This is a genomic window from Congregibacter sp., from assembly GCF_047617445.1.
GTDB lineage: Bacteria > Pseudomonadota > Gammaproteobacteria > Pseudomonadales > Halieaceae > Congregibacter.
Genome location: NZ_JBLGBE010000050.1, coordinates 1 through 24,260 on the forward strand (window position 1 = coordinate 1; position 24,260 = coordinate 24,260).

The 24,260-nt window shown below is 54.9% G+C and carries 19 protein-coding genes; 6 read left to right on the forward strand and 13 right to left on the reverse strand.

Annotated features, from left to right (window positions below):
• The first annotated feature begins 450 nt into the window (after window positions 1–450).
• Complete coding sequence (locus ACI9KD_RS11725) at window positions 451–1,209, forward strand: helix-turn-helix domain-containing protein (protein ID WP_414981357.1); 759 nt, start codon at window positions 451–453, stop codon at window positions 1,207–1,209.
• Between the two features lie 40 nt (window positions 1,210–1,249).
• Here ACI9KD_RS11725 and ACI9KD_RS11730 read toward each other — a convergent pair whose 3' ends face one another.
• Window positions 1,250–2,629, reverse strand: coding sequence for a glutamine synthetase family protein (locus ACI9KD_RS11730; RefSeq protein ID WP_414981358.1), 1,380 nt, complete (start codon window positions 2,627–2,629; stop codon window positions 1,250–1,252).
• 139 nt (window positions 2,630–2,768) lie between these two features.
• Between ACI9KD_RS11730 and ACI9KD_RS11735 the strand changes: the two genes are divergently transcribed.
• Entirely contained in the window at window positions 2,769–4,070 is a 1,302-nt protein-coding gene (locus tag ACI9KD_RS11735) for an NAD(P)/FAD-dependent oxidoreductase (RefSeq protein WP_414981359.1), read from the forward strand.
• An 83-nt stretch (window positions 4,071–4,153) separates the two neighbouring features.
• On the opposite strand, the gene ACI9KD_RS11740 is transcribed toward ACI9KD_RS11735, so the two are convergent.
• Window positions 4,154–4,504 (reverse strand): cupin domain-containing protein, encoded by a 351-nt coding sequence (locus ACI9KD_RS11740; protein ID WP_414981360.1) that lies wholly within the window; start codon window positions 4,502–4,504, stop codon window positions 4,154–4,156.
• Window positions 4,505–4,679: 175 nt separating this feature from the next.
• On the opposite strand from ACI9KD_RS11740, the gene ACI9KD_RS11745 reads away from it, so the two are divergent.
• The gene (locus ACI9KD_RS11745; protein WP_414981361.1) at window positions 4,680–6,266 is read left to right on the forward strand and encodes a phytoene desaturase family protein; all 1,587 of its coding nucleotides are present in this window, start codon (window positions 4,680–4,682) and stop codon (window positions 6,264–6,266) included.
• Window positions 6,256–8,004: a sodium:solute symporter family protein gene (locus ACI9KD_RS11750; protein ID WP_414981362.1), complete on the forward strand. Its 1,749-nt coding sequence runs from the start codon at window positions 6,256–6,258 to the stop codon at window positions 8,002–8,004. The genes ACI9KD_RS11745 and ACI9KD_RS11750 overlap by 11 nt, the downstream gene beginning before the upstream one ends.
• A 7-nt stretch (window positions 8,005–8,011) precedes the next feature.
• Here ACI9KD_RS11750 and ACI9KD_RS11755 read toward each other — a convergent pair whose 3' ends face one another.
• The 4 genes from ACI9KD_RS11755 to ACI9KD_RS11770 are packed head-to-tail and all read right to left on the reverse strand — an operon-like array spanning window position 8,012 to window position 14,998.
• Window positions 8,012–9,934 carry an NAD(P)-binding protein gene (locus ACI9KD_RS11755; protein WP_414981363.1) on the reverse strand — a complete coding sequence of 641 codons (1,923 nt, stop codon included), beginning with the start codon at window positions 9,932–9,934 and terminating at the stop codon, window positions 8,012–8,014.
• Window positions 9,935–9,956: 22 nt separating this feature from the next.
• Window positions 9,957–11,189, reverse strand: a complete 1,233-nt coding sequence (locus ACI9KD_RS11760) for an MFS transporter (RefSeq protein ID WP_414981364.1) — start codon at window positions 11,187–11,189, stop codon at window positions 9,957–9,959.
• On the reverse strand, window positions 11,186–13,384 hold the full coding sequence (locus ACI9KD_RS11765; protein ID WP_414981365.1) for an FdhF/YdeP family oxidoreductase: 2,199 nt from the start codon (window positions 13,382–13,384) through the stop codon (window positions 11,186–11,188). The genes ACI9KD_RS11760 and ACI9KD_RS11765 overlap by 4 nt, the downstream gene beginning before the upstream one ends.
• 27 nt (window positions 13,385–13,411) lie before the next feature.
• Complete coding sequence (locus ACI9KD_RS11770; RefSeq protein ID WP_414981366.1) at window positions 13,412–14,998, reverse strand: phytoene desaturase family protein; 1,587 nt, start codon at window positions 14,996–14,998, stop codon at window positions 13,412–13,414.
• Between the two features lie 179 nt (window positions 14,999–15,177).
• Between ACI9KD_RS11770 and ACI9KD_RS11775 the strand changes: the two genes are divergently transcribed.
• On the forward strand, window positions 15,178–16,542 hold the full coding sequence (locus ACI9KD_RS11775; protein ID WP_414981367.1) for an aspartate aminotransferase family protein: 1,365 nt from the start codon (window positions 15,178–15,180) through the stop codon (window positions 16,540–16,542).
• Window position 16,543: 1 nt separating this feature from the next.
• Here ACI9KD_RS11775 and ACI9KD_RS11780 read toward each other — a convergent pair whose 3' ends face one another.
• From ACI9KD_RS11780 to ACI9KD_RS11805, 6 genes are all read right to left on the reverse strand, one after another.
• Window positions 16,544–17,257, reverse strand: coding sequence for a DNA-3-methyladenine glycosylase I (locus ACI9KD_RS11780; protein ID WP_414981368.1), 714 nt, complete (start codon window positions 17,255–17,257; stop codon window positions 16,544–16,546).
• Window positions 17,258–17,266: 9 nt separating this feature from the next.
• On the reverse strand, window positions 17,267–17,761 hold the full coding sequence (locus ACI9KD_RS11785) for a VOC family protein (protein ID WP_414981369.1): 495 nt from the start codon (window positions 17,759–17,761) through the stop codon (window positions 17,267–17,269).
• 22 nt (window positions 17,762–17,783) lie between these two features.
• Window positions 17,784–19,328: a parallel beta-helix domain-containing protein gene (locus tag ACI9KD_RS11790; RefSeq protein ID WP_414981370.1), complete on the reverse strand. Its 1,545-nt coding sequence runs from the start codon at window positions 19,326–19,328 to the stop codon at window positions 17,784–17,786.
• Window positions 19,325–20,644, reverse strand: a complete 1,320-nt coding sequence (locus ACI9KD_RS11795; protein ID WP_414981371.1) for a cytochrome-c peroxidase — start codon at window positions 20,642–20,644, stop codon at window positions 19,325–19,327. Before ACI9KD_RS11795 ends, ACI9KD_RS11790 begins: the two co-directional genes overlap by 4 nt.
• Window positions 20,641–21,276, reverse strand: coding sequence for a c-type cytochrome (locus tag ACI9KD_RS11800; protein WP_414981372.1), 636 nt, complete (start codon window positions 21,274–21,276; stop codon window positions 20,641–20,643). The genes ACI9KD_RS11795 and ACI9KD_RS11800 overlap by 4 nt, the downstream gene beginning before the upstream one ends.
• Before the next feature lie 496 nt (window positions 21,277–21,772).
• On the reverse strand, window positions 21,773–22,309 hold the full coding sequence (locus ACI9KD_RS11805; RefSeq protein WP_414981373.1) for a YybH family protein: 537 nt from the start codon (window positions 22,307–22,309) through the stop codon (window positions 21,773–21,775).
• A 126-nt stretch (window positions 22,310–22,435) separates the two neighbouring features.
• Here ACI9KD_RS11805 and ACI9KD_RS11810 point away from each other — a divergent pair, with 126 nt between their 5' ends.
• Window positions 22,436–23,650 (forward strand): alpha/beta fold hydrolase, encoded by a 1,215-nt coding sequence (locus tag ACI9KD_RS11810; protein ID WP_414981374.1) that lies wholly within the window; start codon window positions 22,436–22,438, stop codon window positions 23,648–23,650.
• 24 nt (window positions 23,651–23,674) lie between these two features.
• On the opposite strand, the gene ACI9KD_RS11815 is transcribed toward ACI9KD_RS11810, so the two are convergent.
• A complete protein-coding gene (locus ACI9KD_RS11815) occupies window positions 23,675–23,884 on the reverse strand; it encodes a hypothetical protein (protein ID WP_414981375.1) in 210 nt (69 codons plus the stop codon).
• Window positions 23,885–24,260 lie beyond the last annotated feature (376 nt).

Here is a 24,260-nt window from a genome sequence, read left to right on the forward strand (position 1 = left end):
CGCAACATTCAAATCATTGCCCAAGTAGTGCACAAAATTCGTTAACAGTAGGCCGTAGACCACGATCTTCAGAATCTGGCGCGGATTCATCGCAAAAAATCGACCACCCTGACCGGACACCGGTAAAGTCGACAGCTCTGACGGTACACCGCCGGTTTGATTGCTTGCCACGTGGTGATTGCCTTTTTTTAGAGTTACTACCCGCCAAACCTTAGCGCCCTGAGCGTATTGCCGGCCTCTGTGCCTATACGCCTGAAAGGCCACACGGTAGCGACATCAGCCACCGGCAGTAAAGCAGGTCTGGCCAATTCCACAAAACTGGACGTTGTTGCCAAATGATTTACCCTCGCCAGAAATTCGTGGCACAATTAGGCATTAATCGAGACAGGGTCTGGGCAGGCGTGCTAGTTTTCTAAAGAACGCAGTTCCACAGGCCGTAGAGGCACGATTATGAATGCGCAAGAACGTTTTGTACGCAGCTATATAGAAGCGTGGAACGATCATGACCCCTCGGGCGTCGCCAGTCATTTATGCGCCGGTGGTTTATATTGCGACATCCCCAGCCAAACACAGCTCGGAGGCAAAGCACTGCTTTCACACCTGGTCGATTACTTTAGCAACGATCATTATCGCTATGGGATTTTGGGCGACGTTCTGGTCAATGAAAACACCATGGCCTTCCAGTACGAGGTCATTCCCGTCGACTCGCCACCCGAAATCCAAGGCTGGAGCGGCGCAGAATTTGTCGAGCTCGCCGGTGATACAGCCCACCGAATCAATGACTATTACCGCGTCCCCGGCGCTCAATCACGGCGCGCGGGACTCACGGATCAGGGTAGACGCTATGCCAAGTCGGGCCTTGGCAATGAGGCGATGGAAACGCTCCTTGGTGCACTGAAAAAAGTGATGGGGCAGGACAAGATATACCTTGATCCCGAGCTATCACTGCCGTACCTCGCCGACCACCTGGGCTGCTCGGTCAATCATCTTTCCCAAGCCATCAACGCTGGGCATGCCATGAGTTTCTTTGATTACATCAACCAGTTCCGGGTCACCGAGGCCGCCCACATGTTGCGGCAAAAAGACTGCCAGTTTCCGGCGATTCTGGATGTCGCTTTGTCCGTCGGCTTCAACTCGACTTCGACTTTCTATACCGCCTTCAAAAAGGCCACGGGGCAGACTCCGGCTAAGTACCGTCGCACACAGTAGAGCTACTGTTCGCGCCGGCTGGTTTCCCGACATCTTATTGCTACAGCGCTCGTAAGTACCATTCATAATCCAGATCGGGAACGCGACTATGGTAGTCGTCGCTTTCTCCCTGGCGTATCGCCGCGTAGGTGTCCACAAATTTCCGCCCGAAGTAGGCCGGAAGAATATCTCCTTCACAGAACATCTTAATAGCTGCATCGATCCGGGTAGGGAGTGTCACGGTATTCTCCGAAAGATCCGCCTCTCGTGCTACCGGCTCCCCCGGGTCTCGGGCCCGCTCTAGGCCTGCATGAATCCCCGCCAGCACCGCCGCCAACACAAAATAGGGATTAGCGTCCGCACCGGCAATGCGGTGCTCAATACGGCGATTGGATTCCGACGAGGCAGGAACGCGCAGCGCCACCTCGCGGTGGTCGTAGCCCCAGCTCGCCCCGGAAGGCGCGAAAGCGCCTGCTTTGAATCTACGAAAGGAATTAGGGTTGGGGGCAAAAACAGCCATACCCTGGTTAATCGTATCGCCGAGTCCCGCTACGGCGTGCCGCAAAGTCGGCATTAGCCTGGGTGGTAAAATGGGATCGTCGTCCGCAAAAATATTGCTGCCGTCTGCAGCGTAAACGCTTGCGTGAATATGCATCCCGCTGCCGGCAATATCTGCAAAGGGCTTAGCCATGAAGGTCGCTGAAATGCCATGGCGGCGCGCTACAGACTTGACGATTCTACGCAGGAGCATGGCATGGTCTCCGGCGAGCACAGGATCACTCTGGTGATGCGTATTGATCTCCCATTGCCCAGGAGAGAACTCACTGTGGATGGCGGTCAGAGGCACCTTCTGGATGTCGCAGGCCTGACGCACATCGTTAAGAAAGGCATCACACTCATAGAGGTCGTCGGCCATGCAGTACTGAATGCCTTCCTGACGCAAACCGGTACCGGGAATACGCCCCAATAGCGGCGACGGTCGAGCGCCATCACCATCCGCGATGAGATAAAACTCAAGCTCCGTGACAACAACCGGACTGAGGCTGCTGTCACTGTATCGAGACAATACCTTGAGCAAAGGGCTGCGAGGATCTATCCAACTGTACTCATCGCCGTCGGCATAGGCCGTGAGAACCTGCGCCACAGGAGAATCAAACCAGGGCACGCGTACAAGAGTGCCCTCGATGGGTCGCAGGACCTGATCCGGATCGCCACCGATCTCCGCGGGATCTACCCCCTCGTACATGTCGCCCCGAATCGCCAGAAACGGCACTGTTTTCGGCACAGAAAAGCTACCCTCGAATAGCGACAAAAACTCCCGTCGCTGGATACGCTTGCACCGCAATATCCCGTTATAGTCCGGCATCAGAACTTCCAGAAGTTGTATGTCAGGGTTTTCTTCTAGAAAATCATCGAGCTCTGATTTGGGCGCAAAACGCATGGTGTCAACACCTTGATGGGAGACCGGCAAGCTTAGAAAACCAACGTAGCATATGTCCACCTAACGTATAGGGGAGAAGACCCCCGCGCCAAGGCTTGGGTAGACTTGGCCGCAGCAAATTTTAGAGACGGGGTAACACATGTTTGGACTAAGAGCGCCTCGCGAAAGCCAGGAGCACACGGATTCTTATTATGCAGCCAGTGCCAACTGGACGACAGCCTATCCTGCCCTTGAAAACGACTTGAGCTGCGACGTAGTCGTCGTCGGGGGGGGCTTTAGTGGTGTTAACACGGCCCTTGAGTTAGCGGAGCGAGGATTAGACGTCATTCTCCTGGAGGCTAACCGCATCAGTTGGGGTGCAACGGGTCGCAATGGCGGTCAAATTATTGGAGGCCTCGGCCACGATCCAGACCGCTTCGTGAAGCGCATTGGCGAGCAGGGAGTTCGGACGATCTATCAAATGGGTATCGAGGCCCGAGACATCATTCGCGAGCGTGTCGAACGCTACGCCATAGAGTGTGATCTCAAATGGGGCTACTGCGATGTCGCCCTCAAACCTCGCCATATGAAACAGTTTGCGCAGTGGCGTGACTTTGAAAAGACTATTGGCAACCCGCACCCCTACACGCTCCTGGGTCGCGAAGAATTAAAGGAATTTGTGAACTCTGATCGCTACTTAGGTGGCCTGCACAATACTGCCAATGGCCATATACAGCCCCTTAACCTATGCATCGGTGAAGCAAAAGCCCTTGAATCCCACAGCGGCCGCATCTTTGAGCAGTCCCGGGTTGTAGCGCTTGAGCAAGGGGATCGCCCGCGAGTTATCACTGAGGGCGGGAGTGTCAGTGCAGGGCAAGTGGTACTGGCAGGTAATGCCTACCTCGGTGGCCTGATCCCGAAGCTGGCAAGTCGCATCCTACCGTCCTGTAGCTCGGTGATCGCCACCGAGCCACTGAACGCAGAGCTCGCCGACTCGCTCATTCCTGGCGATGTCGCAGTTTGTGACCCCCGCACCGCACTGGACTACTTTCGACTGTCCGCTGACAAACGAATGTTGTTTGGCGGTCTATCGAACTACACCGGACTGGAGCCCAAAAACCTGGAAGCGGTAATGCGACAAAAGATGGAGGCTGTGTTCCCGCAGCTCACCGCTGTACGCATTGATCATGCCTGGAGCGGCTGGATTGGAATTGGCCTGAACCGCATGCCGCAACTCGGTCAGCTCGCAGACAACGTCACTTACATACAGGCTTATTCTGGGCATGGCGTAGCGCCTACCCACATCATGGCCCGGATTACGGCGGACAAACTGACCGGCTCTCCCGAGCGTTTTGATATGATGTCAAAAATCAGCCATATGCCCTTTCCCGGCGGAAAATTGCTGCGCCGTCCTGCGCTGGCGATTGGCATGGCTTACTTCAAGGCGCGGGACGCGCTCTAAACTTGCGGAGACTCACCCCTTAGTAAGGTTCCCCCGTAAGCGGGGAGAATCGGTGCTCGAAGCTGTCTTCGAACACCGTATAATTAAGCTGGCAAAATCATCATATAGACTTTGCGAACCTTTTCGATGACTTCTGCAGTGCCCTTCCAGCCCTGGGGAAACACCCAGCTGTCGCCTGCCCGCACTTCGGTCACGACACCCGTCTCGGAGGTAAACTTCCAGTGCCCTTCAAGAAGGTGGCAAAACTCCGTGAGATCCAAATCTAACTTCAAAGTACCCGGCTCAGATTCCCAAGTACCCGTGATCATATTGGCCTGATTGTAAAAACCTGAATCGGTCTGCTTTGGCAGCGGACCGACGGGCTCTCCAAAGGTATCGCAGGGAGCGAGATCGGTTAGAGACGCACACTGATGTTGAACACTGATTTCTGGCATAACTAGACTCCTGTGGGCGACCGCCCTAGATCCATTGTTTAAAATGCGCTGGCATAGCCAAGCAGTCGCGGTATGGTGGAGCAGACCGGTGGCTCTGGCTTCCTAGCCCACCCGCTCGGAGGAGCGTGGGCTCAGGAGTTCCTAGACTCAAGCCTGCTGCAAAGGAGAGCTCATAGTGACAGATACAGGTTCCAGCGATGTCATCGTTATTGGCGCGGGCCATAACGGACTTGTATGCGCTTCCTACCTTGCCGCCGCGGGCCTCTCTGTTCGTGTACTCGAGGCCCGGGATTGTATTGGCGGCGCAGCGGTCACCGAGGAGTTCCACCCGGGCTTTCGAAACTCGGTTTACGCATACTCCGTCAGCTTGCTTAATCCCAAGGTTATTCAGGACCTGCGGCTCGAAGAGCACGGCCTGGAAATCATGGAACGCCCGGCCGGCACTCTCAGCCTACTCGATGGCGATGTGCTGCAACTGACCCGGGATGGCGCGCAGTCCCGGGAAGCCATTGCAAAACATTCGAAACGCGACGCGGTGCGAATAGATGCTTTTGAGGCTGAAATTTCGGCGGTTGCCATTGCTCTTCGCTCCCTTGCCCTCAAAGCACCTCCGAACTTTGGAGGTGGCTGGCGGGATGCCCTAAACCTTCTTCAATCGGGCAATCAGCTTCGACGCCTCTCAACCGAGCACCAGGTCGTGTTAACAGAACTGATGACACGATCCCTCGGGGATCATCTTGATAGCTGGTTCGAAAGTGAGGCACTCAAAGGCATTCTGGGTCTTGAGGGTGTCATCGGAAATTTCGCGGACCCCTACCAGGCAGGAACAGCCTACGTGCTGTTGCACCACGCCTTTGGCGAGGTCAAGGGTCGCGCCGGAGCCTGGGGAATCGCCCGAGGCGGCATGGGTGCTATCAGTGATGCCATAGCCAGCTCTGCGCGATCCCGCGGCGTACAGATCGAAACAAGTGCGCCCGTTGAGAAGATTCTCACGGACGCCAAGGGAGCACGAGGTGTCATTACCGCCGATGGGCGAGAGTTTTATGCGCCTATTATTGCGGCGAATCTACACCCGCAACTGCTGCTCAAAAAACTCCTCCCCCACGATGCGCTGGACGAAACTCAACACCGGCGTATCGACAGCTACCGCAGCCATTCGGCCACCTTTAGGATGAACGTCGCCCTGTCTGAGCTTCCGCGTTTTAGCGCCCTGAAGTCGACGGATGATTTTCACTTTAGCGGAGCCATTGAGCTTTGCCCGTCCCTTGGCTACATGCAAAACGCCTATCGGGAGGCAAAGGACTCCGGATGGTCGTCGCGTCCAATTATCTCCCTGCAGATACCAAGCACCCAGGATGACACCCTGGCTCCTCCGGGAGGGCATGTAGCCAGCCTCTTTTGCCAACACTTTCAGCGCCACCTGCCCAACGGACAACACTGGGATGAAGTCCGCGAGAATGTTGCAGACCAGGTTATCAATGCCATAGACGAGCATGCTCCCAACTTTCGTTCATCCATCGTGGGTCGCCAGATCAAGACACCTCTGGACATCGAACGGGATCTGAACATGGTGGGCGGCGATATATTCCACGGCGCGCTGCATCTTGATCAGTTTTACTCCATGCGCCCCATACCAGGCATTGCCGGCTATCGCATGCCAACCCGGGGAGTTTACTTGTGTGGATCTGGCGCCCATCCCGGTGGCGGCGTGAGCGGTCTGCCAGGACACAACGCGGCTCAGGCGATCTTGCGTGATCGATGACTTGAACATCTACAACGTCACTGTCGCAGTCAGTGTCATTGTCTTTATTGCCATTGGCAGTTATAGCGGCCGAAGCGTACAGTCCATCGACGACTATTTTGTCGCCGGGCGACGCGCGCCGACCCTGCTCATCCTCGGTACGCTCGTGGCCAGTGTCTTTAGCACCTCAATCTTCCTTGGGGAGGCGGGTTTCACCTACGACGGACAACTCGGCCCCTACCTGCTACTCCCGGGCATCGCGGTAACGGGGTATGTTTATGGTGCGCTGTTCTTTGGCACTTATATTCGCCGAAGTCGCGCCCCAACCGTAGCCGATTACTTTGGACAACGTTTCTCCAGCCACCGCGTGCAGCAAGCAGCGGGCGTCACCATCATCCTCGGTCTAGGCGGATACCTGCTGGTAGTGACTCAGGGTGCTGCGATTCTCCTCTCGGATCTAACGGACTTGAGCTATCCCGCCGCAATAGTTTGCGCGTGGCTGAGTTACAGCGTGTTCACGCTTTACGCGGGATCCCGGGGTGTGATCATCACTGACACTCTTATGTTTCTATTGTTCACAGGAGCGACCATCGCCTTTGTGACGTACCTCCTCGATGGATTTGGCGGTGTCAGCGTGGCGATCGAAGAGCTATCGCGACAGACTCACAAGCCTGACCTCACCACCTGGCACGGAATGATAGGTGAAGGTACCGAGTGGCCCACCGCCTGGGACTTTCTGATATGGGTCGTTATCGTCGATCTGTCCTGGAGCCTGGTGTACGCAGTCAGCCCGTGGCAGTCCAGCCGTCACCTTATGGCTAAAAACGAGCACGTGGTTCTACGAGCAGCGATCTACGCCTGCATAGCCGTGATTTTTTTGCAGATTCTGATCTACGGTGCAGGCGGGCTGATCAATCTTGCCAAGTACGACATTGAACCGTCGGAGACGGTCATGCTTTGGGCAGCGCGCAACCTGGTGCCTGAGTTTCTGGGGGCAATGCTCATTGCCGGCATTGTTGCCGCGGCACTCTCTTCTGCATCCACATTCCTATCGCTAGTCGGCTTTAGCGTTAGCAATGATCTTGCGAGTCATCGCGGCCCGCTGCAGTTACGCTCCACTCGCCTTCTCATGAGTGCTGTCGCCGTGATTGTTTTGATTTTGAGTATGTACGTCCCGGCAAACGTATTCTGGATCATGTTATTCATCGGCACCGTTTTCGCATCCTCTTGGGGACCCGTGGGTCTCATGAGCATTTGGAGCAAGCGCATCACCGCAGACGGCGCGTTCTGGGGAATGATTGCGGGCTTGCTGGGTAACGTGATTCCAGCGGGGCTGGACTATTTTGGTTTCATCAACTTACCCAGCTATCTCAATCCAGCGCTATTGGGCGGTGCAGCGAGTGTCCTCACAATCCTTCTTATAGCGCGCTGGCAAACACCTAGCGCCAAGGAACGCGAGTTCTTAACTCGTTTACATGAAACGCCGATAGAAGACTGCGACGTCAAACAAACACGGATCACGCTCATCGCCCCCGCATTACTCATGCTCTACGGCGCAGTAATGCCCTTTCTTCTGCTGAACTTCTATGTGCTGCCCTTTCAACGCGGACGCGGCACGGTGCTGAGCACAGGCAACATCAACTGGCAGGAAGCGGAGCCCTGGATCGCCTTTGGTCCTGCACTCCTGTTTATTCCCTTGGGCTTAATCGCGATCGTCACTATCTCGCGGCGCTATGCGCCAAAGCCTGCCATTCACTGATAAAAAATTAGCCCTGGGAGAGCTCGTTTACCGCACGATGCGCTTGTTCAATGGCCGCCTCCATCATGGCATTGGCATCTGCATCTGAGTTTGCGATCGCTATGCGCCCATAGGACTTGCGAGCCTGCATATGCGGGTACCGTGGATCATCCCAATCTTCATAAGTGTCGTCTTCCAAATCAGAATAATCGTAGGAATAGCCGTGGGCCCAACGATTAACAGTTATACCGGCAATATCTCTTCGGGAGTCAAACCCACCAGGCGCCAGTGCTTCGCCTAGCTGCGCGTAGATGTTTTTCTCAATGGTAGAGAAGGGGGTTGAAAGAAGCTCATAACGCCCCTCCCGCAAACGGTCACGCTTTGACATCATAGGATCCGACCCATGGGGGAAGCGCTCCATATGAACCACAATAGGGTCCTTTGGTGATGCCGCGTAGCTATACCCACCCAGGCTTACCGGGAAGTCCAGCATGGCGTTGATATGGTAACCACCGGGCGCTACGAAGGCGCCAATACCCATGCGATGCCACGCTTCCCAGTTTCGTAATGCGACATTGGTATACAGAATGGGCACCTTCACTTGCAGCGCCATGGCCTCCCGTTGTTTCGCGGGCAACTCTGGACACAGCGAGGGAATGATGGAGTGATAACACGCCAGAATTACCTTGGAACCGAGCACCTTGTGCAACCGGCCACTACGAACATACGCGACCTCCACCTCCTTGGCGGACGCGGGGTCACCCAGATGTTGGACCTTAACCACCGTACTGGAAAGACGCAGGCGAACTGCGCTGGATGGATCATCCAACTGACCATAATCGAAGGACGCGTTGACAACACTTTGCATATCGACGCCGGGGGCCACAGCGGGAATCAAACGCCGCACCAAAAGTCGCGCGATAGACGCATTGCCGTCAGGGAAATGATGGATGTAAGGCTCGTATTCTGTTGCATCAGGGGGCAAACCAGTCGCGGCGCGACCCGGCAGCACTGAGTAAAACAAGGCCTCTCCTGCCGCTACCGCGTCTATCCCAACGCCTGCATCTGCCGCGAGTCCCTCAAGCACGCTAAACACCTCGGGTTCATCGATACCCAGATGTCGTGTTAGAAAATCTCGGTAACTTAAGGTGTAGAGGTAATCGAACTTCTCGCCCTGGGCTACCTCAGGCATGCAATCGTTGGTTTCCGTTATCAACCGCTCAAGTTGCGCCTTGGCGCCGTCGGACAGTGGCATTTGCGCCACAGCGTCTGGGACTGCGAGTTTACCCTTGGGCAATGGCATGTAGTCGCCTAGTCCACCGAGGTCGAGGTTCACCATGCGACTGCTTCCCCACTCACCTTCGCCGAAAAAAACAGCAGCTTCCAACTGATTACGTCGATAGAACTCTTTGTCAAACGCCTGATCAAACGCGCCTATGTCTACCCGGAGGTCATTGAGCAAGGCCCTAACGATCGGTGAATAACTGGAAGGAGACTCCATCGTCTGCGAGCCACCGTAGCCCAGCAACTGATGGCCCCGAGACGAAAACTCATTGCGCTTGGCGTGGCCACCAAAATCATCATGGTTATCCAATATGAGAATTTTGGCGCCGGGGTTTTTTGCCTGATAGAAATACGCCGAAGACAAGCCGCTGATTCCCGCACCCACGACCACGAGGTCATAGCGGTCTTCGCTGATGGGCGCTGCCTCACCCCAGCTTCGAAGTCCCTCTCTCGCCAACTGGTGCGCAGTTTCCCAGGAGCCAGGGTGATTCCCCCGCATCCCTGTCAACGATGGGGGATAGCTTGCACCTGCCTCCATCCCCGCCGCGGCATCAGCGAGCACTTTTCCCGGAAGCAACGACATGGCACTTGCTAGCCCCACGCCATGCAAAATATCCCGGCGCGTCACAACGGTTGTGGCATCAGCTTTGCGTTGTTTATCAGACATTCGGCGTTTCCAGAAGTAGGACTCAGACGGTAGCCGGCCCTAGGTGCTCAGCACCTTGCGCCGCCTGACGTAACTTGTAGTAAGCAATGGCGTAAATACCGAAGGCTGCAAGCGATGCTGTACCGCAGAGCGCAAACACAGCGCCGTAGCCCGCACCGTAGCCCAGTAGCGACGCCGCCAGATTAGGCCCGACGATTTGCCCAAGCCCCTGTGCTGCCGGCATGAGCGACGCGTAGCGACCCGTGTCGTCCAAGTTTGCCACCGAGCCCATCTGGTAAACGTCGACAAAAATCCACAGAAAGTTGAACGCGTACAGACTGATAAGAAACCGCGGCGGATCGATGCCTGATACCAGCATGAACGCGGTCGCAGCATGCAGGATCAGCGTCAGCAGCAATGGTCGGGCAATACCAAAACGGTCGCTGATCAATGTGGCAAACAAACATCCTGCTACAGAAAAGAAAGAAACCCATATCAATACTTGAGACACCCAAGATGAATCAAGGGCGGCGTCTACGGTAGCCAGTTCAATGTAAGTCCAGTACGCGCCTATATTGATGTAGGTCAGTGCCATGGCCAACAAGCAGAGCCAGGGTACGGATGACGGCACGCGTTTAATTGAGAGCTTACTCAGCGCTGAATCTCTTGGGCGGTGCTCTACACTCGTCGGACGCGAAGGCAGCCACAAAAGAAAAGGCAGTATCGGCACATAGGACAGTGCAAACAGCCCGTATATCTCCGACATGGAAAGTCTCGGCAGCAAGGCCATCTCGCCGGCTTGCACAAAGGCGAAGGAAAACAGCAGATAGTTAAAGGCACGAGCAGGATTCAGGCGAGCACCAAGAGTCGCTACGGCCACCCCCGTGACTACCCCGCTCGCAATGCCCGCAGCAAAACGCAGTGCCAGCGTCTGCGTGTAAGAGTCAACCGATATGCACAGTACGTTGGCCACGATAGCGCCAAGCACACCGCAGGCCACCAAAAGACGTCGGTTTATTCGGGACACCAACACTGCGGCGATAATCGCGCCACAAGACAACCCTCCCAGATCTGCACCCGCAACGCGTCCGACCTGCACCTCTGAGAACCCCAACAACGAAGCCCAGGCGGAGCTGATCACCGGAATACCTGCTAAAACGCTGTAGCCCACAATGGCCATATACAAACCGATCGCCAGCGAGGCCGGCGCATCAAAATCTGTCTTTACCGAGTGCGCCGCCAGATCCCCTTGGTCCGTCGCCGATGTATCGCTCACTGAGCGTCACCGGCGAAAGCCTCGCTACGCTGAAGTCTGACCGGCGTAGATTTAAATCTTGGCGTCTGACTTCTTGGATCACGTTGCCTATCCGTGAGCACATTAGCCTCCGGGTAGTAGGCGAGAACGTTGCCGGGAGGGAGATCAAAGGGCTGTATTTTTAGGCCACGCATGCTGCCCTGCGCAGACACGACATCAACTCGGTCTCCCTCAGCGAGATTCATGGTTCTCATATCGTCGGGAGAAAGCAGCACGGACCACCGCGGCGCGTTGTAGCGGTAACTGTCTGTCTCTTCGTAGATGATGCTGTTGAACTGCCCTTCGCTGCGAATACTCGCAAGCAGGAACGGATAGCTGCTCGCTGCATCATTAGCAACAGGTAGGGGATGCACGCGAAACTGCGCTTTACCCGATGGTGTCTGAAATCGCGGTGTGTGCATCAGACGATCCCGAACATGAAATTCCTTCTTCGCAACCCCAATATCCTGAAGTTCTTGCATGCCGGGAATTGTCTTCGCAATGGTCTCCCGCACTTTTTCATGATCACTAAAGCGTCCGAACTCCACCGGGGAGTCCGGCATTAATCGTTGCCCAAGATCCGTGAGGATCGCAACCTCTGAGCGTACCCCGGCGAGCCGGTGTATCCCTCCATCACTCAGACGCACATAGTTGAACATGGATTCCTGAGTCGTCGACTGATGCTCCTCGTCGCGTGCGGCCACGGGCAGTATCAGTACATCGCCAGCAGTGCCGTACAAGTGTCCTTGATTAAGCGTTGTCGTAAGATGAATGCGCAGACCTATACGGTCCATGGCGCGAGCTGCCCAGACGGAGTCCGGGGTTGCCGCATACAGGTTGCCCCCCACGATACAGGCCACATCGATGGCGCCTTTTTCTGCGGCCTCAAGCGCCGCGAGCGTATCAAAGCCGGGAGTTCGCGGCAGGCTCACCCCCAGTTCCCGCTCGATGCTTTCAAAGACCGCGTCTGCCAGAACAGGCTTTACACCGATGGTGCCAATCCCTTGCACGTTGCTGTGACCCCGTAGAGGTAGCAAACCCGCGTAGGGCCGACCCAACATACCTCTAAGAAGCGCGAGATTGGCAATGTACTCCACGTTCTCACTTCCATGGCGATGGTGGGTCATACCCATTCCCCAGGCAAAAACGGCGTTTTTGCTGCGCGCGTATATCGCGGCAACCCTTTCTATGTCAGCGCGCGCAAGTCCCGAGCCGTCACTAATTTGCTCCCAGCTCGTAACCTCAATGTCTTTGAGAAAAGCCTCCCAGGCTTCACAGTGGCTTTGGAGGAAAGCCCTGTCTTCTGCTCCGGCTTCCAGTACCGCCTTGGCGATACCCTTGAACAACGCCAGGTCACCGCCGATATTGGGCTGAAGATAATCAGAGGCAACTTCTGTGCCTCCGGTGATCATCGAGCGCGCACTCTTGGGTGCCGCAAACCTCACCAGGCCCGGCTCCTTGGCAGGATTAATCACGATGACCTCACCACCGCGTTCGCGACAGGCAATCAGCTTGTGGATAAACCTGGGATGATTCGACGCGGGGTTTGCGCCGATAACAAAGATCAGATCACAGCCATTCAAGTCTTCCAACTCAACGGTAGAGGTCCCTGTCCCTATGGTCGAACCCAATCCCACACCGGTCGCCTGGTGGCAGTAAAACGAGCAATTGTTGACGTTATTGGTACCCCAGAGCCGCGCCAGCAGCTGAAGTACAAAACCGGATTCATTAGAGGAGCGCCCAGAGGAATAAAAAAACGCGCGCTCAGGATCGCTTGCCGCCATCCGCTGTGCCGCTAGGTCCATCGCCTCATCCCAAGACAGCTCCCGGTAACGCGACTCCCCTGCCGCCTTAAAAACGGGTGTGCCCAGACGGCCGGCATGCTCGAGCTCTTTGGGCGTGAGTTCCCTTATCTCATCCAGACTGTGATCAAAAAACTCACTGGGAATCGCTGGCTGCACATCGGTCGACTGCGCCTGCACGCTTTTGTTGCACACCGAGGGGAACTCTCCAGCCTCGTTAGTCATGCCGCCTTGCTGACCGCCCATGCCGAGACCACAGGCTTTACAGGCGTTTTTGGATCTTAATGCTTTCGCCGAATTGACCAGGCCCATACGCCGCACGGTATTGAGCGTATACAAAACCTTCTTCGCCCCGCCTCCGACTATTTTAGCCACAGTCTTTCCCTGCCAGAGCACACATTATCAACGATCCCGCAAAATTCGCTTAGCCGCATTGTGGCCAGGGGCACCCGTCACGCCGCCCCCGGGATGTGATCCAGAGCCGCAAAGATACAAGCCCGGCACAGGTGTTGCATATTGCGCGGCTTGCGGATGAGGACGCATGGAAAAAAGCTGATCAGGTTCAAGGCGTCCATGACAGATATCACCACGAGTCATACCCAGCATGCGCTCGAGATCCAGTGGTGTTAAACACTGCGTCGCCACCAGAATGTCTGGAAGATTGGGAATAAAACGCGCCACATGATCAAGGATGTCTTGCGTGACCTTGGGCTTTTGCTCGTCCCAGGAGGCGCCGTCAGCAAGATCATAAGGCATGTATTTACACAGCAGACTCATAACATGGTGCCCCGGCTGGTCTGTGAGCTCCTGATCCATGGTGCTGGGGATAATCGCCTCAATAATCGGAGGCTGCGCGGGAATGCCTGCCCGAGCACTTTGGTAAGCCTGGTTCAGATGCTCTGCGCTTTCGATAAAGGTGATGCTACTACAGTGCTGGGCGCTAACATCCGCCCCAGGAATAGCCGCAAACTCCGGCAGACCTGACAAAGCCAGATTCATACGCAAAGAAGCAGACTCCTGGCGAAAGGCGCGAATGTCGCGCGCGAAGTCGTCCGGTAAATGCTCTGCTCCAAGGAGCTTGAGAAACGTTCGATTGGGGTCAGTGTTGGCGGCAACGACTGGTGCGTGAATAAGCGCACCGCTCTCAAGACGCACGCCTGTCACTACGCCACCGGTAACCTCAATCTTCTCTACCGCGGCATCTGTGCGAATCTCAACGCCGTGGGCCATTGCCGAAGCTGCCATAGCCTGCGTGATGGCTCCCATACCGCCTTTCACAATACCCCAGGCACCTTTGCGGCCAGCAATTTCACCAACCGCGTGATGCAGCATGGCTAGACTCGCGCCAGGCTGTGTCAACGGCGCAAAGTTCGCTGGCATGATGTGTGCCGCAACCATCGCTTTGATCTTGGGACTCTCGAACCACCGCTCAATAATGGATTCCGGCGCACCAATAAAGAACTGCATCAAACGCCAACGCGCTTCCTCATCGAGACGGTAGACGTCCATCCCTAGCCGCAGGCTCGAAAGAATATCGCCTATACCATCCATGGCGAGCTTGGGCGGCTCGCGCAGCCACTGCTTCGCCAAAAGCCCACCCACTTGCTCAACCGTCTCCTCGAATGCCATATACGCGTCGTAATCTACGGGGGAGAATTTCGCGAACTGCGCTCGATTATGCGCATCGTCGCCATTCAGTAGCAGGTAATCGCCGTGGGTATCCAGATACAGCGAGTTCTCAAGAAGAATCGGCTCGTAGCCATAGCGTTCGAGCTCCAGATCGCGAACCACTTCCGGGCGCAGCAAGCTCACGACGTAGGACGCGATGGAGTTGCGGTAACCGGGATGAAACTCCTCGGTCACGGCAGCGCCCCCGACGATGTGCCGACGCTCCAACACACACACGCGCATGCCACCCCGGGCCAAGTAATTGGCTGTGGTTAATCCGTTGTGTCCTGCGCCGATAACAATCGCGTCAAAGTGGCTCAAGCGGTTTTCCTCAGCTATGCTCAGTCAGTATCCTAGCGCATCCCCCTGAAGGGTGATTTCACTCCCTATACGGAAAGAAGATAGTAAATAACGACCGTGGAGAATGCGTCAGCCTTAATGACGCGGTCTACACCTTTAGAAATCTGTCAGACGGGACTGTCTGGCGTTGGAGTTTCCTTATGACAAGCATCGAACAACCCTTGGATCACTCAGCATCAGGCCTCACCGATACGATTACGCCAGCAGGGCTTGATGCGCACTGGATGGCCTATTCAGGCAATCGTCAGTTTAAGAAGGATCCAAGGATCATTGTCGCTGCCGATGGCATTTACTATATCGATAACAAAGGCCGCCGAATTATGGATGGCCTGTCTGGGTTATGGACCTGCGGCCTTGGCCATAATCGCCCCGAAATTGCAGATGCGGTAAACCAACAACTCCGCACCCTAGATTACTCGCCCGCGTTTCAGTTTGCTCAACCTAAATCCTTCCAGCTCGCCGAGCGAGTTCGAAACCTGATGCCCGAAGACCTGGATTATGTCTTCTTTACCGGATCAGGCTCCGAGTCTGCAGATACCTCGCTGAAGATGGCGCGAGCCTACTGGCGCCTCAAAGGACAGCCGAGCAAGACGCGTCTCATCGGTCGCATTAAGGGCTATCACGGCGTTAATTTTGGCGGCATTTCCGTAGGCGGAATTGCCGCCAACCGTAAAATGTTTGGACAGGGTATAGAGGCAGACCATCTGTCTCACACCATGATTCCAGAGAACCTGTACCAGCGCGGAATGCCCGCGCATGGTGCACACCTTGCTGATCAACTTCTGGAGATGATTGCACTTCATGATGCCAGCAATATTGCCGCGGTCATCGTAGAACCCATGGCGGGATCTGCGGGCGTCCTGCCGCCGCCTGTGGGTTATTTGAAGCGTTTGAGAGAGATCTGTACTCAGCACAACATACTGCTGATTTTCGACGAAGTGATAACCGCCTTTGGCCGCAGCGGGGCCATGACCGGAGCAGAGGCTTATGGCGTGGTACCCGATATTTTGAACACGGCCAAACAAATCACCAACGGCGCTATTCCCATGGGGGCGGTCATTGCCCGCAAGGAGATCTATGACACCTTTATGGAGCAGGATTCCCCTGAACATTTGTTGGAGTTTTTCCACGGCTACACCTACTCCGCACATCCTGTCGCCTGCGCAGCAGCACTGGCGACACTGGATATTCTCGAACAAGAGGCACTACCCCAGCGCGTCGCAGAAAAATCACCGCTGCTAGAAGATGCCATTCATGCATTACACGGCGCGCCGAATATCACCGACATACGCAATTACGGTTTCGCCGCCGCAATCACGCTAGCACCCAAAGATGGAGACCCCACGCTGCGACCTTTCGAGGTGGGCATGCGCATGTGGGAAAAAGGCTTTTATGTTCGCTACGGCGGCGACACGATCCAGCTCGGCCTACCCTTCGTGATTCAGGATCAGGAGATCGAGCAATTGTGTGCAGCGCTGGGAGATGCTGTTAGGGAGTCAGCGTGACTTAGCGCTGAATTCCTACGTGGTTTTGCCCGTAGCTAAAGGACACGATGCGACTCAGAGAGGACAAGGACCGTCCAGATTGATCGCGTAGCTCGTTGAAAAAGTCCTGCGCGGCTTGTAAGGACTTTTTACTGCCGCTGCCGCCATCTATTACGCCGCGATTGCGCAAAAACCCCTCTACATCCTGTGTCAGCAGAAAGCTATCGACACCCAGGCTTCGCAGGGCGTAAGGACCGGTGTTACCACCCAGGCGACTACCGTGCTTTTTAAGGTACAGCCATAAACCAATCACATCATCGTCGGGCCAAGTCGCGACAAATTTTCCGAACTTCATGCCTTCGCAGCGCTCGGTCTCGGCAATCATCGTGGCGTTGTTGCGTACGGTTTTCACCTTGGTGAAATTGCGAATAATGCGGGGGTCTTTGGCTTTCCGTTCGAGCATGTCATCGGGCATCATCAGCAAACGTTCGATATCAAACCCCCAAAACACTTCTTCGAAGTTGTCCCACTTCTGGTTGACGACGCGCCAAACAAAGCCAGATTGAAATACTTTGCGCGTAAACTCTGCCAGGTAGCGATCGCTGCCGAGCTTGCTTAGCTTCGCTTTGCTCGCTGTCTTTGGTAATAAAGACTCCACCGCGGCAGGACCTCCTTTGCGCTCACAAGCCAAGCCATAAATTACTTCGTAGCTGAGAGGATTTTTCTGCTTAGCCATCGATATTTTCTACTCCAAAAACGGCTGCCATCGCTCGAGATGGACTTGCAGCAACTCGATCCGTGTGCCATCCGGGTCAACGCAGGTGGCAATTTCCGCCAATCGCTCGTGACAGTGCTGGGGGGGTGACAAAAACTCGACACCATCGTTAATAAGCGTCTCGTAGTCCGCAACCAAGTCCTCGGAAATAAGGCAGATACGCACCAATCCAAGATCCTTGTTCTCCAGTGGATCTCGTTGAACCAGATCAGCGAATTCAGTTAGATCCAGCTTTGGAAACCCATCATCCAACTGCATGATACAGGCCCGCCCTTCGGTCGCATTAGATACACCGAGTGCCTCGGCACTTCCGACATCCAGGCTGTTTGACTGCGCGGAACTCAGATTGAGGTAGGGAATACTCGGCAGGAAGAGCCCAAAGCCGAGCTTCGTGTAAAAGTCCACAGACGCGTCAAGGTCCCGAACGTTGATATTAATATGACCCCAAGAAAACTTGATGCTCATTGCTTACCTCCCCAGTGAAAAATTATCGTGTAACCGACAGCATATACTCAGCTACCGCCAGACGCGTCTCTTCATCCAAATAATCTTGCTTGGGCATCTCGGGGTAGTCTTCGCGCTTCTTCACCGGAGCAGCGATGTATTGTGCAAGGCCGTGGGGGTTATCCATATACAGCGCCTGGATGATCTTTACTGGCGGGCCGATCATGCGACCCTCGTAAGTGTGACACCCTGCACAGATACCGAGGTAAGCAATCTTGCCCCGCTCGCCCGGCTCGATCACTCGGGGCGCCACCGGGGGCATCAGGTAATTACCAATAGTCGAGGTATTCGTAAATGCACATTCGGCATAGTCATCAATGCCTGAGTGGACATAACGATGACGATTGATAATGCAGCTCCCGTTGCTGGGACCAATGGCGAAAATATCGGGGTTACCCGTTTTTAAATCCGCGAGCATCAGCCCCGTGATTTCGGGAATCGTGTCATAGCCATTGTTGTGCATCGTATTGTTCAAAATCATCAGACGATCAGAGTTCGGATCAGCCTCGGGATCGATGGTGACATTCGTCAACTCTGCGGCGGTATTGTGATCTACCGTCATGATGCCTACGGTCTTGTTGTTGGTAATGATATTGCCCTCGACCACGACATCATCAGCCGCCATAATCATGATGCCAGTCCCGGCAGGGATGCCACCTACCGTTGAGCCCGGCGCACCAAAGTTCGGCGTGTTGTTGTCCGAAATCCAGTTGTTACGAATGATGACGTCGTAGGTTGTTTTGATCGGCAAGCCCGGTGTGATAAAGGCTAGAACTCCACCCGTGTTGTTGTAAACGAAGTTGCTTTCGACGATGGCATGACGGCTGTTCTCAATCTCGATACCCGCAACGCTGTCAAAAACCTCGTTATAGGCGACGTGGATGTTGTCGCTCATGCCCACATAAATCGCAGCGTCCTCTATGCCAGACACCACATTATGCTCAATCACGCCATTAGTACCCAGCTGCGGAAAGATGCCGTAGACACCCGTGTCGACGATGATGTTGTCGCGGATCTCAAAGTTATTACCCGCCTGACTCATGATCGCGTTGCCTTTGTACTGAGTGATCAAAAAGCCCTCCACAACGATATTGTTGCCCGAGAACAAGATTGCGTCATTCAAAGTGCCTTCGCCGTGCAACGTGGCGCGCTCTGATCCTTGAACAATACCGATCAAACGAATGCCGTCTTTGTCGATGTACACCGTTTCGTTGTAAGTGCCGGGCATTACATGGATGGTTGTCCCAGTTTCCGCAGCGATCACTGCCTCCTGAATAGACTCCCCGTCTTTCACCGTGACCACAACATCGGACATGGGAGGGCCTGCAACAAATTTGCTGCTGCCCTGCATCATGTATTCCTTGGCGGCCGCCACGTCAGCTTCGCCCGCAGTGCTGCCAGAATAAGAGGCCCCGCTGCCGCTAGCAGTCACTACGGGTGCAGAGCCCCCTGTCTTTTTGCCGAACTGAAGGCCCGCCGCAAAGGCGGCGACGACCAGAACGACGGCCAAAATTCTTCCTATACTCATGATGATGCTCCCAGAGAATGCTCCCTTTGATCGCGCGAACGATCAGCGACGGTAGTGGAGGGTTTTGAAGTTGATTTTATTGTGTCCAGCGGCGATACGCCGATCGGTATAAGACCGGAGGGAACCCGGTCGGGTATCGCCGGTGTAAATGTTTCGTCGGTCAATGCGCCCAAAAAATCTACCAGGCGATCAAGCTCGCCATCCGTCAGGTTTGGCTCCCAGATATGCCAATGAATATGCATATCCACACCCTCAGGCACTGCATGACCGCGCCCTCCAGTGTAAAACGCCACGGCTTCACGCAGTGTGCCAAATCGGCCCGAATGCATGTAAGGCGCTGTCTTCGCGATGTTACGCAGCGTGGGAACCTTGAAGCCCCCTTTCATCTTCGGTGCGCCCCATATGGCCTCCACACCGATATCCAACGGCAATCCGGCCGGCTCTGGCGACCCGATCACAGCAACTTGCTGGTTGGTGAACAGAGGAGGTGTATGGCATTCCGCACAGCGAGCAACAAAGGAACGAAAGACATTCATGCCTTCGATCTCATTGTCGGTGAGCGCTGCGTGGTAACCGTGTGCGTAGCGGTCGTAGCGGCTATTCAAAGAGATCAATGAGGTTTGGAAGGCGGCCAGCGATAGGTACACTTGCCCAAGACTGATTTCATCAAGCTCTCCGCGGGGAAAGGCCTGACGAAACAGGCGACCATAGTCGGTACTTCTCTGGAGCATCGCCAACAACTGCGCAGGCGTGTTGCCCATTTCTTCGGGGGAGTACAAGGGGCCCTGAGCCTGCTCTTCCAGACTGTCGGCCCGCGCGTCCCAGAACAGCTGCTTGAGAAACGCGACGTTCCAAAGCGTCGGCGAGGAACGCTTAACTTCGTGCCCTGCCACACCTACCGCTCGAGCTCGGCCATCACTAAAGCCAAGCTCAGGGTGATGACAGCTGGCACAGGAGGTCGATCCATCACCCGATAAAGCAGGATCAAAAAACAGGTAACGACCGAGATCGATTTGTTCGGGGCTGAAACCGTCGCGATGCTGTGGCAACGCGGTTTGAGTTCCGCCAACACCCCTGTCTTGGAGTGAATCGTAGAATTGATACATATTGCGCAGCTCACAGGTACCGGCCTCGGTCTCTTCAAAGCTTGGTGGACAACGGTCATTGAGGACAATGCCGTCAGGAGAGACTGTCGGCGTCTTCGCCGGTTTAGCCTCAAACCCAAGTTCTACAGCATCAGATGGGCTATTGGCCGCCAGCACCACCCATCCAAGCAAGCAAAGAAGGACGGCGCCTGTGTAAACCCCAAGCGTCATTGCGACAACAGGTATCCAATAACGTCATCAACGTCTTTATCTGTCGACAGCATTGTTGCCATCATCTGCATTTGTCGGCCGTATCGATCATCGGGATGAGACCCGCGGATACCCTGAGCAAAATTGGCATACTGGCGTCGCAGATAGGCCTCATCAAGGCCGGCCAGGCGTGGCGCATTCATACTCACGTTCCCTTTGCCACCGGGTCCATGACAGGCTCCGCAGGACGCATTGTATTGAACCGCACCGTTGCGCTTATCATATTCAATCGTCCGCGAAGACGCTGGTATTGGCAGAGAAGTTATATACGCAACAACATTCTCCACCGCGCCATCGTCTGCCACAGTGTCCGCCATACCTTGCATTTGCGTGCCGAGAACATCTCGAGCATCCTCACCGCGAACCCCGGTCTTGAAGTGCTCAAGCTGACGCACCAGGTAAGCAAAATCCTGTCCTGCTAAAGCCGGGGCGTTCATGGCCGCTATGCCAGCAGCATCCTCCCCATGACAACCCGCACAGGTTCCGTACAGCGCCTTGCCAAGCTCAAGGTCTGCCCCGCGGCTGCCAGTGGTAATGCCGGACATCGCAAAAAGAAAAACCACTAGTGAAAAGACCTGTTTGCTTCTTATCATTGTATTTTTCCGTGCCGCAGTAACTCGCAGACTTAACGCTCTATAGGACGCTGATTATTCGCCTTTTTTGCTGAGATTCTGCCTGATTTCAGAAATCCGTCAGCTTTTTTGACTGTTTACTATAGAAAACTGCCTCAAACGCTCTGTTCGCTGCCTTCGTACTTGCTCAACGCGACACTCCCATTTTAAGGGACGGGACGCCAGGGCTGCTATCACCCTTCTGTTGACACTGAGATTTGTGCCCAGCGCTAGGGATGTGTCCGGTAATACCGGCGTGAGCAGGTAACCCAGCAGGGACAACATAAAGACAGCGAAGAGTTTTTCGCTCAAGCCCACCCTGGGAACGACTAAAACCAATGGCGGCTACAAGTAGATCGGACATGGGTTTCCCGCAAGTGTCCGTGCATCATAGCAAGAGATTCCAAGAGCATTTTCGTCAGCGATTGGCGCGATCACGCGGCCCACAGTTACGTGTTGGGCCTACGCTGGCCTGGTTTCAATGCGTTTCGATAAGCTCACCACGCGAGGTGCGCTCATGACGGATAAGCCACCGACCCTCTTCAGTCAAAGACAGCACATGGCTAAACCCGCCCTTGATAGTCTCTGTAGGGAAGACGTGCGTGAAGTTTCCATACGCAACTGCAGCGTCCTCCCGAATAAACAGGACATCGATACGATCGATGGAGAATTGCCCCATACGAACCGGATCCGGATAGCTGCTGCGAAACAAATCATCCAACGCTGTCCAGCCTTTCACCACGGTGTTCCCAAAGGTCAGACTTAAAGAGTCATCCTTCTGATACAGATCCAGATAAGCGGTCATGTCGCCACGGTTCCAGGTCTCTTCAAGGCTCATAATCACAGCCTCAGGCGTTTCCTTAAGAGAGGCTTCCTGGGCATGCACTCCCGTCAGCGACACGAAGATACCGAGCAACAGCACTGCCAGTGCGCCGGCGGAGAGCCTCGGTCTTCGGCGATTGTGTGTTCGGCCCGGTGACTTGCTGAGGTTCATCGCACAGAAAGATTTCTTCATGGAGGTTTTCCCTGTCTTTTAATTTTGATGGGTTTTGCAGTCTTTTTATACAAGCCTGACTTCTACAAGGCAAGAGGCGCACACCCTGGCGTATGATTGATCAGTATTTTTTGTGGACTCATTCAAATGCGCGAAAAAGTAGAATTTCTTAGCAATGGCGTAACGCTCAGTGGCGCGCTGGAAACACCCGATTCCGGCGCACGCTGCTTTGCGCTGTTTGCCCACTGCTTCACCTGCGGAAAAGATGTTGCTGCGGCCTCAAGAATTTCCCGTGCACTGACGGCCGAGGGCATCGGCGTGCTGCGTTTTGATTTTACGGGGCTGGGTAATAGCGACGGTGATTTCTCCAACACCAACTTCTCTTCTAACCTGCAGGACTTGCTGGCAGCCAGCGAGTACCTACGCAGTCATCATGAAGCGCCACAACTTCTCATCGGACACAGCCTGGGCGGCGCTGCAGTGCTGGCGATGGCATCACAAGTAAGCGAGGCCAAAGCAGTTGTGACCATCGGCGCGCCCCGGAACGCCGAGCACGTCATTCATAACTTCGCGGCCGACATCGATCGAATAAAAGCAGACGGCGAAGCTGAAGTCAGTCTTGCGGGTCGCCGTTTTAAAATAAAGCGCCAGTTTATCGAGGACATTGAGCAACACGAAAGTGACGACCTGGGTCAGCTACGTAAAGCGCTGCTGGTCATGCATTCGCCTCTCGATGCCACAGTGTCCATCGAGGAAGCAGAGAGAATCTACCGCGCCGCTCGACATCCAAAGAGCTTTATCAGCCTCGATGATGCAGACCACCTCCTATCTCGCAAAGCAGATTCACAGTACGTAGCCGATACCATCGCGAGCTGGGCCAGTCGATATCTGACGACAAGCAAAGAGCAGCCACACCCGGCGGTCGGTACTGGCCATGTGCTGGTCGTGGAAAAAGATCGCAACTTTGCGCAGAACATTTACAGCGACACTCATCACTGGATTGCTGATGAGCCTAAATCTGTTGGGGGTTCAAACTCCGGGCCGGATCCCTACGAACACCTGCTTGCCGCGCTGGGAGCGTGCACGGCGATGACTCTACGCATGTATGCCAAGCGCAAGTCTCTGCAGTTAGACGATGTGTCGGTATCGCTGCAGCACAGCCGATCCCACGCAGCCGACTGCGAAAGCTGTGATGAGAAACCCATGAAGATAGATGTTATTGACAGGACGATCAGCCTCACGGGTGACTTGAGCCCAGAACAACGCACACGCCTGTTAGAGATCGCGGATCGTTGTCCTGTTCACCGTACGCTCCACGGAACTATAGAGGTAAGAACGCTGGGGACGATTGAGGAGCAATAAGAGGCGGCAACCCCGGTGACTAATCTAAGGAATAGTGTCTGAGGCAGCAGGATCTTCGTCTGCTTTTTTTATACCCTGCGCGGCATACCACTCCTCCCATTCCCAGGGTGTGAGCGTGCGCGGGGTGGCTCCGGACAAGGCTCGTCGCATTGCCTTAGCCTGAAGTGAGTTGTCGGTGGGCCGGGAATCATCACCGAGCACATCTTCTATTAATTGCTGCGTACGGGTTTTCATAGCCGATCCTCCGCGGTAACACTGCTCAATCGACGCCCGCCGACTGCAGAGTTCCTAATATTTACGACCCCGACCCTACGTTAGATTATTACGCGATGCGACAAAAACTGAACAAAGCCTTACTGCAGACGCCGCCGATCGCTGTATTCCTTAGCCCCGAAATATAAACACTTCGATCGAATGCGTGCAGTCGCCGCTGCCAAACCTGAAGGCCTGGCAAAACGCCGATGATGTCCCAGCGAGCGTACGGATTTAGAAACTTTGAGACTTACTTACTGACTGACTGACTAACCGGCTGACCGGCTGAGGGTCTTAATTGGGATGGCACGGTCAACCGGGTTTAGCGAATATCGGTCCATCCCCTGTTAATGGGGTA